The following is a 13,208-nucleotide window of genomic DNA, read 5'->3' as shown; positions in this document are numbered from 1 at the left end:
GGTGGCATTTCGCGTACCGGGCTCGATTTTTTATTTGTTGTGATGGGCAAAGAGCTTGGGTATTTCGCGCAGGCACCACGATTTGGCCTCACCCATGCTGTCGCGCCGCCACGCCATAATGATGTCCACTTCGCTGGTGTACTCCGGGCTGACCACGCGTAGCCGCCCTTCTGCAATATCTTTTTCGACAAACGGATACGGCATCGTTGCCACGCCCAGGCCTGCCAGCAACGCCTGACGTTTGTCTTCAAGCGACGTGACGGTCAGACGCGGTTGTTTATCCAGCAACTGCACCGTTAACACCGGACGCTCGCGGGCTGTGTCTGCGACCGCGACCCCGCGGTATTTCACCCGCGTCACTTCCGAGAGCGGCTCCGGCTCCTGGTGAATCGGGTGATCCGGTGCGGCGACATAGACGTTCATCACGCTGTAGAGCTTGCGGGAGTTGATTTCAGATGAGGAACGGAAGTGCATATCCGGGGCAATGACGATATCCGCCCTGCCCGTCTCCAGTCGCTCCCAGGCCCCGGCCAGCACCTCGGTGATGATCGATAACTGGGTGTTTGCTTTATCGGCCAGCCGGTTCACCAGCGGGAACAGCGCCTCGGTGGGCACCAGCGCTTCCGTCACCAGCGTCAGATGAGTTTCCCAGCCGCGCGCCAGCGCTTCGGCGTCCGTCGTCAGCTTGTCCGCCGCTTCCAGCAGGACGCGACCACGCTCCAGCAGCATCCGTCCGACGTTAGTGAATTTTGTTCGATGACCGGAGCGGTCAAAGAGCACCACGTCCAGCTCTTCCTCCAGCTTCTGCATGGTATAGCTGAGCGCAGACGGAACGCGCCCCAGTTCATCTGCCGCCGCGGCAAAACTGCCACGCCGATCAATTGCGTCCATGACGCGAAGCGCCTCAAGCGTCAATGCTCTCTCTTTAGCCATCTCGTTCTCATTCAGGAAATTTGAACATACCGGGCAGAATATCTGGCTAACAATGAAGCGTCCATACCTTTACCATTGTTTAGTGTAAAGAGAGGTCAAGTTTATGATTACGACAAGAACAGCTAAACAGTGCGGACAAGCCGATTTCGGTTGGCTGCAGGCCCGCTACACCTTTTCCTTTGGACACTACTTTGACCCTAAACTGCTCGGTTACGCTTCATTGCGCGTATTGAATCAGGAAGTGCTCGCCCCAGGCGCGTCCTTCCAGCCGCGTACGTACCCGAAAGTCGATATCCTGAACCTGATCCTGGAAGGCGAAGCAGAATACCGCGACAGCGAGGGCAATCATGTCCAGGCGAAGGCCGGCGAAGCATTATTAATCTCCACGCAGCCGGGCATCAGTTACAGCGAGCATAACCTCAGCAAAGATAAAACGCTGACCCGTATGCAGCTGTGGCTGGATGCCTGCCCTGAGCGGGAAAACCCGCTGGTACAGAAGTTAGATTTGACGGGCGACAGGCAGCAGCTGATAGCCTCCCCGGACGGCAGTCAAGGCAGCCTGCAGTTGCGCCAGCAGGTGTGGCTGCACCATATCGAACTGAAGAAAGGGGAACAGGCGAGCTTCCAGCTTCATGGTCCGCGCGCCTATCTGCAATCGATTCACGGTACGGTGCATGCGGTGACGCATACGGAAGAGAAAGAAGCGCTCACCTGCGGTGACGGGGCGTTTATTCGCGACGAAGCGAATATCACGCTGGTTGCTGATTCGCCGCTGCGCGCGCTGTTAATTGATTTACCGGTTTAACACCCGATAATCCTCTCTCCCCGGCGGGGAGAGAGGAAACCGTTACACTTTACGTGCCATAATCTCAATAATCTGCCGGTCCGTCGCCTGCATGGAGCGGCACGCCAGCGAACACAGGTTCGCGATCGACTGCTCCACATCGTGCGCCACAATCCCTTCATTGCCCGTTACCGCCGAATCATCCAGCGCCATCATCACCGCTTTCCAGGCACTACCAACGCTGGTTGAGACCTTCATGGCACAACTGTTGGACGCGCCATCGCAGATCATCCCGCTGACATCGCCAATCATGCTGCTGATTGCCATTGAGAGCGTCTGATAGCTTCCGCCCATCAGCCAGGCCATGCCTGCCGCCGCCCCCATCGCCGCCGTGGTAGCCGCACACAGCGCCGACAGGCGCGGAAGCTGGGCGTGGATATAAATAGCCGAAAGGTGTGAAAGCATCAGCGCCCGGGCAAGACGTTCATCATCCGCCTGGACATGTTCCGCCACCACCACAACCGGCATGGTGGCCGTGATCCCCTGGTTGCCCGATCCGGAATTGCTCATCGCCGGCAGCGTCGCCCCGCCCATTCGGGCGTCCGAGGCCGCGCTGGTGCGAATGACAATATCCGAGCCCAGGTCCTGCGCTATCCATCCGCGAGCGCGCTGCTTATTGAGCGTCGCGCCAATGTGCAGCCCCCATTTTCCGCTTAAACCTTCACGGGAGAGCGCATCATTTAATTGTCCGGCAGCCAGGATAAAGCGGATCGCGTCAAACGGCACCTGCTCCACAAACTCAAGGATCTGCGATAGCGTGGCGTTTGAAAGTACCGCCAGCGGATCGTCGTTCCTCTCGTCGGGTTGAGAATCAAGCGTAAAGCGGGTTTCGCCCTGACAGACAATCTCCACCACCCGCGTATGCCCACCGGCGATGGTCACCATCGCCGAGGCCTGTCCGGCGTGAACGCAGGCGCGGGAGTAGAGGATGTCATCGCACGGCTCCTGCAGCTTGACCTGTACCTGGCCGGCGTCCAGCAGCGCTTTGGCACGCACCAGCGCATCGGCAGTGGCATCTTTCAGTACCTCCAGTCCGGCGTGCGCGTTGCCGCCAATAGCCCCCAGCGCCGCCGCAATCGGCAACCCGACCATCCCGGTGCCAGGTACCGTCACGCCAAGGCCATTTTTCATCAGATTCGGTGAAACCCACGCCTCAATCTGTGTGACGTCACCCGGCAGAAGCTCCGCGGCCATCGCACAAGCCAGCGCCAGAGAGATCGGCTCGGTACACCCCAGTGCAGGTTTAACTTCCTCCTGCACCGCCCGAATAAATTGATTCCATAAAGATTGAGTTTGCTCTGACATCGTTACGACCTTGTTTGCCCTTAAGAAAACGCGAGGAAAGGAGAAACACACAGCAGCAGACCGGTGATGATAATGATCACCAGCGACACGCCTTTATATTTGTGCAGCGCCGGCACTTTGTAGACCAGCCACGCCGGAATCAAACACCCCACCATGCCGAAGATGGGGCTGCAAATAGAGGTGAAGCTCAGTACCGGCGCGTTTAACACAATCGCGCTCCATGCCAGCAGAATGGCAAACAGCATGATGCCGCGCTGTACGGTGTTTTCGTTGATTTTCTCTGCCGGCATTTTGCGGCGCAGAATGTTCATTACAATGCCCTGCGTCGCTTCACGAAAGCCCAGGTACACGCCGAAGAACGCGGTCATGACGGCAAAAATATTCAGGATAACGCTGACAATTTTGACCCAGCCGGCACCGTCGCCACTGATAAACTGCGCGGCAATTGCCAGTGCGGAAATATTCTGTTCGTAGGCTTTGACCGCCTCATCATGCCCCATTGCCAGGGTGAACGAGACCGCGTAGAAAAAGACCGTCACGAAGAGGATCGCGAAGGCGATGTTCATCGCCCGCAGCGCTTTATGGCGCGCCACTTCAACCGATTTTTCGCGTGAACGATAGGAGATCACCATCGGGCTTAATGTCTGAATAAACAGAATCGACGTTAAGGTAAACGGCAACGTGATAATCGCGTTTTTAATGAGTAGCCCCACGGGTGGCAGCATGCCCACGTTGGCTAAATGCCAGAGGCCAATCATCGACAACCCGAGCGCCGCCACCACAAATAACTTGGTCAGCACCATCAGGCTGGAGACTTTAAACAGCAGTTTCTCGCCACGGGAGGAGATCGCCACCAGGATGCAGATCAGGAACAGACCGTAGAACGGATTTTCAGAGAGCAGCCCCTCCGTCACGCCGAAGGTGTGTAAATAGGAAGCGCTGTCGTTGGTGATGGCGGTGGAGTAGACGAACATCCAGATAACCAGCATCACGAAATAGAGCGCACCTAATAAGATACCCCAGTTCTTACCGAGGTAGCCGCTGATGACGCTTGGATAATCTTTGCACTCCGGCGATTCTGCCAGCGTGTTAATAAACAGCCGCTGAAACAGGTACATGGCCGGATAGCCAATCACTGACGAAAGCAGAAACACCCACAGTCCCATCAGCCCCACCTGTACCGGGAGAAAAACAATCCCCGCGCCGATGGCCATTCCGATACTCATAATGACCCAGCCCGTATCGGTGCTGTCGAATTTAATGGCCTCCTGCCACTCGCTTTCACTCATCCCTGCCCGCTTTGCCGCGGGTGAATCGTTCACAATCACACTGCTGTTTGTTGCCGTATCCATAAGGCACTCGCTTATTTTGTAGGGTAACCAGTTGTTTTTATGGGATTCTGACCACCAGCGATAATGAGCCAGACTGCTGCAGGTGTGTGTTATTGGAATGGACAAATCATACGTGGAGAGCGGGAGAAAAAAGTCACAATATTTATAAGGCTTTTCGCAAGCGAGAGAAATAAATACTCTGATATGATGAATAATCGATGTGTTTTTCTAAAAGTGATGCCGATCAAGAAATAAAAAACCCGCGACATGCGCGGGTGTGTCATCAGTTAGCCAGCGCATTCGCCATATCGGTTTTCACCTGTTTACGCTGCTCCGCTGTCAGAACCTGGCTGACATCAAAGTAGTATTTGACGCGGTAATAGCGGGTCTGCTCTTCAATTTTACTGAATGCGGCAAGCTGGTTTTTCACCGTGCTTTCATCCCATTTCCCGGTCTGGAACATCTCGATCAGCGCACCGTCTTTCACGCCGGTCATCGGGATCTTGCTGACATTTTGTTCCAGCGTCTGATGCAGCGCGTCGATCTTCTTAATCTGATCGTTGCTCAGCTTGAGGTGTTGCACCAGCGGATCCTGCGCCGGGGAGGGGGCAGCTTCAACGTCAGCGGCCTGTGCGGCAAAACTGCACGCCACCAGCGAGGCAGTAACCAGGGTGATACGGGTCATTTTCATCATCTTACTGTCCTTACATACTGTTTCAGGGGAAAAGCAGGCGCATTGTTTTTCAGAAGCGGATGAAGATGTGTGAGTAATTATATAAACATTTTTGTATGTTCCGCGGACAAAAAAGCCCCCTTAACCAAAGGGGGCCTGTTTCAGACGACGATCACAGTGCCTGGGTAAACGTCCTTGAGATCACGTCCTGCTGCTGCTCGCGCGTCAGCGCATTAAAGCGCACCGCATACCCTGAGACACGAATGGTCAGGTTGGGATAGTTCTCCGGGTGCTCAATCGCCTCCATCAGCATCTCCCGGTTCATGACGTTAACGTTGAGGTGCTGTCCCCCCTCGATGGCCATTTCGTGGTGGAAATACCCGTCCAGCAGCCCTACAAGGTTGGTTTTGCGCACCCTCTCATCCTTGCCCAGCGCCTGAGGCACGATGGAGAAGGTGTAAGAGATCCCGTCTTTCGCATAGGTAAACGGCAGCTTAGCGACGGAGGTTAACGAGGCCACCGCCCCTTTCCTGTCTCGTCCGTGCATCGGGTTCGCGCCCGGTGCGAATGGCGTACCGCCGCGGCGTCCGTCCGGCGTATTGCCGGTCTTCTGGCCGTAGACCACATTCGACGTAATGGTCAGGATCGACTGGGTCGGCACCGCGTTGCGGTAGGTCGGCAGCGCCTGAATTTTCTTCATAAAGCGTTCCACCAGGTCACAGGCAATGCTGTCCACGCGGTCATCATTGTTACCGTACTGCGGGTAATCCCCTTCAATCACAAAATCGACCGCCAGGCCGGTATGGTCGCGTACGGGTTTTACCGTGGCGTATTTGATGGCGGACAGCGAGTCCGCCGCCACCGACAGCCCGGCGATACCGCAGGCCATGGTGCGGTAAACGTCCCGGTCGTGCAGCGCCATCAGTGAGGCTTCGTAGCTGTACTTATCGTGCATGTAATGAATGAGATTCAGCGCGCTAATGTACTGCACCGCCAGCCAGTCCATAAAGTGATCCAGACTCGCCATCACGGTGTCGTAATCCAGCACCTCATCCAGCAGCGGCGCGGTTTTCGGCCCGACCTGGATCTTCAGCTTCTCATCCACCCCGCCGTTGATCGCATACAGCAGCGTTTTCGCCAGGTTAGCGCGGGCGCCAAAGAACTGCATTTGCTTGCCGATCACCATCGGGCTGACGCAGCAGGCAATGGCGTAGTCGTCGCTGTTGAAATCCACGCGCATCAGGTCGTCGTTCTCATACTGCAGCGACGAGGTGTCGATCGACATCTGTGCAGCGTACTTCTTGAATGCGACGGGCAGTTGTTCGGACCACAGGATCGTCAGGTTTGGCTCCGGTGCAGGTCCCATCGTGTGCAGGGTATGCAGGTAACGGAAGCTGTTTTTGGTGACCAGCGTGCGGCCATCCAGCCCCATTCCGCCAATCACTTCGGTGGCCCAGACAGGATCGCCGGAGAAGAGCGTGTCGAACTCCGGAGTACGCAGGAAGCGCACCATGCGGATCTTCATGATGAAATGATCGATCAGTTCCTGCGCCTGGATCTCACTCAGGCGACCCGCCTGCATATCGCGTTCGATATAAATATCCAGGAACGAGGCCGTGCGTCCCAGCGACATCGCCCCGCCGTTCTGGGATTTCACCGCGGCCAGATAGGCAAAGTAAACCCACTGTACCGCTTCCTGCGCATTCATCGCCGGGCGAGAAATATCGAAGCCATAGTTCGCTGCCATCTGCTGGATCTGCAGCAGTGCGCGTTTGTGTTCCGCCAGCTCTTCACGCAGGCGGATCGTCGCCTCCAGATCTTCACCCCGTTCGAGTTTGCCCTGCAGATCCGCGAACTGGCGCTCACGCTCGTGCACCAGATAGCGGATGCCGTACAGCGCCACGCGGCGGTAATCGCCGATGATGCGCCCGCGTCCGTAGCCGTCCGGTAGCCCGGTCAGCACGCCTGATTTACGACAGCGCATCATCTCGGGGGAGTAAACGTCAAAGACACCCTGATTATGGGTTTTGCGCAGTTCGGTAAAGAGATATACGAACTGCGGATCCATCTCACGGCCATAGGCTTCGAATGAACTGCGGATCATATTGATCCCGCCGTACGGATGCAGCGCACGTTTGAGCGGCTTATCGGTTTGCAGGCCGACTATCGTCTCCAGCTGCTGGTCAATATAGCCCGGTCCATGGGCCGTGATGGTGGTGGCAATGTTGGTGTCAAAATCCACCGGCGCATGGGTGGCATTCTCCTGACGAATGCCCACCATTACCTTCTCCCAGAGCGCCGTCGTTGCTGTCGTCGCCTGCGCGAGGAAAGTTTCGTCGCCTTCATAAGGGGTATAGTTATGCTGAATAAAATCGCGCACGTTGACGGTGTCTTTCCATTCTTCACCGCGAAACCCGGCCCATGCGTCGCTGTAAGGGGCAACGCGCGTATCGATTGCTACTTTCATGAATTTCTCGCTCTGTCAGGCATAAGCCGCAGCCGGAGTGACCTTCCCAAGACGGAGGGCATCCAGCGCGATCATTTTTTCTTCGTTGGTTGGGATCACCGCGCAGGCCACGCGGGACGAATCGGTAGTGATCACACGCTCACCTGCGCTGCACGGCAGGGCATTTTTGGCTTCATCGAGGGTGATGCCAAAGACGGCCAGGTGTTCCGCCACCAGCGTGCGGATCAGTCTGGAGTTCTCACCAATCCCGCCGGTGAACACCACACCGTCCAGGCGGTGTAACGATGCCGCGTGCCCGGCAATATGCCGTGCGATACGGTGAACAAAGGTCTGGATCGCCAGCTGTGCCCGCTGATGTCCCTCATGCCAGGCCTTTTCGAGGGCTCGCAGATCGGAGGATATTCCCGAGATCCCCAGCAGGCCGGACTCTTTATTGACGACGCGTTCCAGATCCTCAAATGACTGTCCGGTCTGTTGGGCTATCCAGGCCATGGCGCCGAAATCAACGTCGCCACAGCGGGTCCCCATGATCAGACCTTCCAGCGGCGTCATGCCCATGGAGGTATCCACGCTCTCACCATTGCGTACCGCGCAGATGGATGCCCCGTTGCCGAGATGGGCAATCACCAGCCCGCTGTCCTCAGGCGAAATCCCGAGCAAGGCATGCGCCTGCCCGGCAACGTAGCGGTGGGACGTACCGTGGAAGCCATAGCGCCGCACGCCAAGCTCTTCAAAATAGCGATACGGCAGCCCGTACAGATAGGCCTGCGGGGCCAGCGTCTGGTGGAAGCTGGTGTCAAACACCGCCACCTGCTGTATGCCCGGAAACAGGCGTTCGGCTGCCTCGACGCCGCTTAAGTTGGCGTAGTTATGCAGCGGCGCCAGCGAGGAAACCTGGCGGATCTGCTCAATAACCTGTTCCGTGATAAGGGTCGACTCGCTGAAGAGGTCGCCGCCGTGCGCAATACGATGGCCAATCAGGGCCACGCTGCTCATCAGGTCACGCTTCTCCAGCTCCAGGGCGATGGCTGCCAGCGCCCCTTCGTAGTCATGGTGAGCCAGTCTGGCTGGCTCACCCCCGTTCACGGAAATAAAGGCTTTTTCGGTGTTAATCCCGTCTGCAATGCCCGTCATCAGGGCATCACAGCTGCTGGCATCGAGTACTGAAAACTTAACAGAGGACGATCCGCAGTTAATAACCAATACAACCGGAAACTCAATCATGGTGTTACTCCGCTCTTCCTGAGCCAGGGTTTAGAACAGTTTGTAGACGATGTTCAGGATGGTCAGCAGGCCCACAACCGTGACGAAGATGTTCTCGGGTCTGCCCTTATATTTCGCCATTGCCGGCGCTTTACGAATGGCATACATCGGCAACAGGCACAGCAGAGAGGCGATGATTGGCGCCCCCATGGCTTCGATAAGGTCGAGAATGTTCGGGTTGGCATAGGCAACGACCCAGGTCGACCCCATGATGAATACCATGCTGATGGTGTTCAGTTTGCCCACGGAGACTTTCTTCTTATCGCCTTTATAACCGAACTTCAGGATCAGGCCGTTCAGCCCTTCCAGCGTGCCCAGATAGTGGCCGAAGAAGGATTTGAAGATAGCGACCAGCGCAATGATGGAGGCACCGTATTCCAGCACCGTGGCAAACGTTGATTTAGTGCCTGACATGGTCGCAAAGTGGTTCGCCAGGTAAGAAAGCACGGGAATATTCTGCGCTTTGGCATCGGCCATGTTCTGCGGCGAGAGCGTGAACAGACAGCTAAAGGCGAAGAACATCACCACCGCGACCATCAGCAAGCTGGCGCGACCGATGATTTTGGAACATTTCTGCTCGGTAAACGCTTTACCGAACTCGGGTTCGTACTCTTCACGTTTCGAGACCACAAACGAGGAGACGATGGGCGAGAAGTTGAAGGAGAAGACCATGATGGAGATCCCCAGCCAGACCGTCACCAGAATGCCGTCATGCCCGGTAAACGCGATATCACTCAGATTGACCTGGTCAATCACCGACGAGTTCCAGTAAGGGATCAGCGACAGGGAAATCAGCACCAGGCTGGCGATAAACGGGAACACCAGGAAGCTCATCACCTTCACCATCAGGTCTTTACCAAACCAGATAACAAAGGCCATCAGCAGCAGCAGGAACAGCGCCACCACGCCGCGGTTAAGCGCGGGCAGCTGGAGCTGGTTTTCCCAGAAGGTCATAAAGGTGTTCGTAATGGTGACGCCGTAAATCCACAGCAGCGGGCAAATGGCGAAGAAGTAGAGGAACGTGATCACCACCCCACCGGTCTTACCAAAATGCTCTTCCACCGTTTCGGTGATGTTGCCAGATACGTTACTGCCGGACAGACACAGGCGCGCCAGCGCCCGGTGGCAATAAAACGCAATCGGGAAAGCGAGCACCAGCATCAGCAGGATAGGAATCAAGCCGCCGAAGCCTGCGCGAATCGGGAAGAACAGCACACCTGCGCCAATGGCGGTTCCAAACAGGCCAAGCGTCCAGGTGGTATCAGACTTACGCCAGGAGGACGTTTTTGTCTGGCCAACGATAATGCTTTCTGTGTTGCTCATAGGTCATCCTTTATGCGTCAACGAAGCCGGTAATTTGGGATACGCGGGAGAGATCGATATTGCCGCCGGAAATAATGCAGACGGTTTTACGCCCCTGAATATAGTGATCAAGCTTGCCGCTTAATAACGCCGCACAGGCCAGTGCGCCAGCACCTTCTGTAACCACTTTATTTCGCTGAATGAGGGCAATCATGCTGTTACGAATATCGTCTTCGCTGACCAGCACAATGTCATCGACTAATTCACGAACAATCTCGAAGGTTAATTTACCCGGGCGAGACACATCACATCCGTCGGCTAATGTACCGGTAACGCGGTGGTTAATGATTTCTCCTGCCTGATACGATGCGGCCATTCCATGTACGTTTTCAGACTGCACGCCGATAATATTAATGGTCGGGTTGATGGATTTAATGGCCGTTGCAATTCCGGCAATTAAACCGCCACCGCCGATGGGTACAATCACGTTATCCACATCATACAAATCTTCGAGAATTTCCAGACCAATGGTGCCCTGGCCGGCAATCACTTTCGGATCGTCATACGGTGGGATAAAAATGCGCCCTTCCAGCTCCACGATTTCGCTGACTTTGGCGATGGTGTCGTTGAAGTTTTCGCCGTGCAGCACCACTTCAGCCGAGTAGTCACGGGTGGCGGCGACTTTAGATTTCGGCGCGCCCATCGGCATGACCACTTTGCCGTCGATACCGAGCATTGCACAGGAGAGCGACACGCCCTGCGCGTGGTTGCCTGCAGAACAGGCGACCACGCCTTTACGTTTTTCAGCCTCGGTCAGCGAACTTAATTTATTAAACGCACCGCGGATCTTGAAGGAGCCAGTACGCTGCATATTTTCAAACTTCAGAAATATCTCACCTTTACAGCGTTCGCTGAGATAATTTGAGCGCGGCATGCCGGTTTTATATATTTTGCCTGCCAGTCGTTTTCTGGCGTCCTGAATATCTTCAATGGTCACCGGGAGATCGTAGGTAATATGCATAATATCCTCGTTATAATAATTCATTTTCTTCAGGCAAAGTCAGGGTATCAGAGCACGGATAAAATAAGCTCTGGGTGTTTTTAAACAGGTTAACGCGTTATCAGAGGGTTATTTAATCATCGTCGTCTTTCACTGGTCAGTGACGCGTATTGTTTTGCCAGTTCGACTAATACTGACGCCGATTTCTTAATTCTGTAATTTTTTGACCACACCGCGGCATAACGCGCTATGGGTAATTCATCTTCCACCGGCAGTACAATAAACTGGTCGGAACCGAATGGCGCAATCATGTCGCGGGGAATAACCGTCAGGTAATCGGCATTCAGGACAAGGTTATAAATGGTCACGACGGAATCGGTCTGGACGATGTTTTCAATGCTGATGTGATTGTCTTGCAGGGTGGTCAGAAGTTCTTTGTAGTAGCCCATATCGGTTTGCGGCATCACCCACTGTTCATCCGTGAGTGATGCCAGTGTAGTCGAGCCGGTGCACGTTCGTGATTTGTTGGCCACCAGGACAAACTCAGACTCAAACAGCGGCTCGACATGAAGATCCTGCAGCAGCATTTCATCACTTAAGGTGCCTATGGCAAAATCCAGCCGGCCGTCGCGAATGGCCGGCAGGAAAGAGGACAGCTGAGCTTCGTACATCGAGACACGCGCTTTCGGGAACACTTCCTTGAATTTTTTGATCATTTCGGACAGGAAGGTGAAGCCAATGAGCGACGGGTAACCAAATGAGACATCCATGACGGTACTGAAACTGAGGCTGTTAATCTCGCTCACCATGTTTTTCATCTCACGGGTGATCGACTCAGAGTACGAGAGTAATACCTGGCCTGCCGCAGTCAGTTTAACGCCGGTGTTTTTGCGCACCATGACTTCAACGCCAAAGTAAGATTCGATATCGCTGATAATTTTGCTGACGGCAGGTTGCGTCAGGCCCAGTTGTCTTGCAGCAGAACCAATGGAGCCACTTTTAATGACTTCCTGAAATACCACGAGGTGCTGTGTTTTCGGTAGAATAATAGTGTTCATAATATTCTGCGCTTATTTCCCTATGACGGGGTGGATTCTACTCAATATGGCTGACGGGGGTATGTGCTGTTACTCACAATTTGCTTTTTCACACCCTTAATCAGCATAACGACAACCCTTTAAAACACCTTACTATCAATAAGTTACATTAAAATAAATACGCCATAACGCTGATATTGATCAACAAAAAGAGCAGTAATAAATTTATTTTATGGCGATAACACAGGTAAATTTTTCGGCGTTAAAAAAATCGATAAAGACTATCTTTCAGGCAATTAAAGATTAATAAGTAACCGTAATTCGTTTAAAACATTCTTTCAATTTATCAAATTTGTCTGGGGTGATTTTGCTGACTTTCGGTAAACAGTGGAATGCATCACACATTCATGAGCTAAATGTTTTTGAATTCAATATACATATATCAAATAAGAAAACATTCACGATCATAAAAGCAACATTCATAACAAATTAACAATACTGCAGAATCAGGATTATTTAGCGCGAAATTTTGTGATTACGATCGCCAGCAGATGCGAAAAAGACACAGAAGGGATGAAAGCAGTGAAATGTGCTTAATGTCGCAAATGTGATAATTGATGTCGTGTGAGCGATGCATCGGGTGGCCCTTGCTTGCAATTTCTAAGGCCGATAAAAGAAAAACCCCGCCGAAGCGGGGTTGTGTAAAAAGTTGAAGCTGGCCGATAAGCCGCGTTCTTTCATTGAAAGCGGAGTGGACAGTCATTCATCTCATTTAGCGCAGATAGCAAAAACCCCGCCGAAGCGGGGTTTTGTAAGAAGTTGAAGCTGACCGATAAGCCGCGTTCTTTCATAGAAAGCGGAGTGGACAGTCATTCATCTCGTTTAGCGCAGATAGCAAAAACCCCGCCGAAGCGGGGTTTTGTAAAAAGTTGAAGCTGACCGATAAGCCGCGTTCTTTTATAGAAAGCGGAGTGGACAGTCATTCATCTCATTTAGCGCAGATAGCAAAAACCCCGCCGAAGCGGGGTTTTGTAAGAAGTTGAAGCTGACCGA

10 protein-coding genes are annotated in these 13,208 nt (G+C 53.9%); 1 reads left to right on the top strand and 9 read right to left on the bottom strand.

Going from position 1 to position 13,208, the window contains the following annotated elements:
• Positions 1–30 precede the first annotated feature (30 nt).
• The gene (locus tag AC2FAP_RS11075; protein ID WP_014171734.1) at positions 31–933 is read right to left on the bottom strand and encodes a LysR family transcriptional regulator; all 903 of its coding nucleotides are present in this window, start codon (positions 931–933) and stop codon (positions 31–33) included.
• A 103-nt stretch (positions 934–1,036) separates the two neighbouring features.
• Between AC2FAP_RS11075 and AC2FAP_RS11070 the strand changes: the two genes are divergently transcribed.
• Entirely contained in the window at positions 1,037–1,738 is a 702-nt protein-coding gene (locus AC2FAP_RS11070; protein ID WP_014171735.1) for a pirin family protein, read from the top strand.
• A 42-nt stretch (positions 1,739–1,780) separates the two neighbouring features.
• Here AC2FAP_RS11070 and AC2FAP_RS11065 read toward each other — a convergent pair whose 3' ends face one another.
• The 8 genes from AC2FAP_RS11065 to tdcA all read right to left on the bottom strand — a co-directional run bounded on the left by AC2FAP_RS11065 (position 1,781) and on the right by tdcA (position 12,176).
• Positions 1,781–3,082, bottom strand: coding sequence for an L-cysteine desulfidase family protein (locus AC2FAP_RS11065; protein ID WP_032679024.1), 1,302 nt, complete (start codon positions 3,080–3,082; stop codon positions 1,781–1,783).
• Positions 3,083–3,102: 20 nt separating this feature from the next.
• Positions 3,103–4,434 (bottom strand): SLC5/6 family protein, encoded by a 1,332-nt coding sequence (locus tag AC2FAP_RS11060; protein ID WP_025202948.1) that lies wholly within the window; start codon positions 4,432–4,434, stop codon positions 3,103–3,105.
• Positions 4,435–4,696: 262 nt separating this feature from the next.
• Positions 4,697–5,107 (bottom strand): Spy/CpxP family protein refolding chaperone, encoded by a 411-nt coding sequence (locus tag AC2FAP_RS11055; RefSeq protein WP_047743743.1) that lies wholly within the window; start codon positions 5,105–5,107, stop codon positions 4,697–4,699.
• 151 nt (positions 5,108–5,258) lie between these two features.
• Positions 5,259–7,553, bottom strand: a complete 2,295-nt coding sequence (pflB, locus tag AC2FAP_RS11050) for a formate C-acetyltransferase (RefSeq protein ID WP_449541337.1) — start codon at positions 7,551–7,553, stop codon at positions 5,259–5,261.
• A 15-nt stretch (positions 7,554–7,568) separates the two neighbouring features.
• Positions 7,569–8,777 (bottom strand): propionate kinase, encoded by a 1,209-nt coding sequence (gene tdcD / locus AC2FAP_RS11045; protein ID WP_410388478.1) that lies wholly within the window; start codon positions 8,775–8,777, stop codon positions 7,569–7,571.
• A 30-nt stretch (positions 8,778–8,807) separates the two neighbouring features.
• Positions 8,808–10,139, bottom strand: coding sequence for a threonine/serine transporter TdcC (gene tdcC, locus AC2FAP_RS11040; protein WP_014171741.1), 1,332 nt, complete (start codon positions 10,137–10,139; stop codon positions 8,808–8,810).
• 10 nt (positions 10,140–10,149) lie between these two features.
• A complete protein-coding gene (gene tdcB / locus AC2FAP_RS11035) occupies positions 10,150–11,139 on the bottom strand; it encodes a bifunctional threonine ammonia-lyase/L-serine ammonia-lyase TdcB (RefSeq protein ID WP_032679736.1) in 990 nt (329 codons plus the stop codon).
• Between the two features lie 116 nt (positions 11,140–11,255).
• A complete protein-coding gene (gene tdcA, locus AC2FAP_RS11030) occupies positions 11,256–12,176 on the bottom strand; it encodes a transcriptional regulator TdcA (protein ID WP_014171743.1) in 921 nt (306 codons plus the stop codon).
• Positions 12,177–13,208: the final 1,032 nt, after the last annotated feature.

The sequence above is a fragment of the Enterobacter cloacae complex sp. 394I7 genome (genome assembly GCF_057320345.1).
This window is presented reverse-complemented; position numbering and strand designations above follow the sequence as displayed.

What these genes read in the sequence shown, in the direction of transcription:
- tdcA (WP_014171743.1), bottom strand. Translation starts at nt 12,176, where the DNA reads ATGAACACTATTATTCTACCGAAAACACAGCACCTCGTGGTATTTCAG.
- pflB (WP_449541337.1), bottom strand. Translation starts at nt 7,553, where the DNA reads ATGAAAGTAGCAATCGATACGCGCGTTGCCCCTTACAGCGACGCATGG.
- tdcC (WP_014171741.1), bottom strand. Translation starts at nt 10,139, where the DNA reads ATGAGCAACACAGAAAGCATTATCGTTGGCCAGACAAAAACGTCCTCC.
- AC2FAP_RS11075 (WP_014171734.1), bottom strand. Translation starts at nt 933, where the DNA reads ATGGCTAAAGAGAGAGCATTGACGCTTGAGGCGCTTCGCGTCATGGAC.
- tdcD (WP_410388478.1), bottom strand. Translation starts at nt 8,777, where the DNA reads ATGATTGAGTTTCCGGTTGTATTGGTTATTAACTGCGGATCGTCCTCT.
- tdcB (WP_032679736.1), bottom strand. Translation starts at nt 11,139, where the DNA reads ATGCATATTACCTACGATCTCCCGGTGACCATTGAAGATATTCAGGAC.
- AC2FAP_RS11065 (WP_032679024.1), bottom strand. Translation starts at nt 3,082, where the DNA reads ATGTCAGAGCAAACTCAATCTTTATGGAATCAATTTATTCGGGCGGTG.
- AC2FAP_RS11060 (WP_025202948.1), bottom strand. Translation starts at nt 4,434, where the DNA reads ATGGATACGGCAACAAACAGCAGTGTGATTGTGAACGATTCACCCGCG.
- AC2FAP_RS11070 (WP_014171735.1), top strand. Translation starts at nt 1,037, where the DNA reads ATGATTACGACAAGAACAGCTAAACAGTGCGGACAAGCCGATTTCGGT.
- AC2FAP_RS11055 (WP_047743743.1), bottom strand. Translation starts at nt 5,107, where the DNA reads ATGATGAAAATGACCCGTATCACCCTGGTTACTGCCTCGCTGGTGGCG.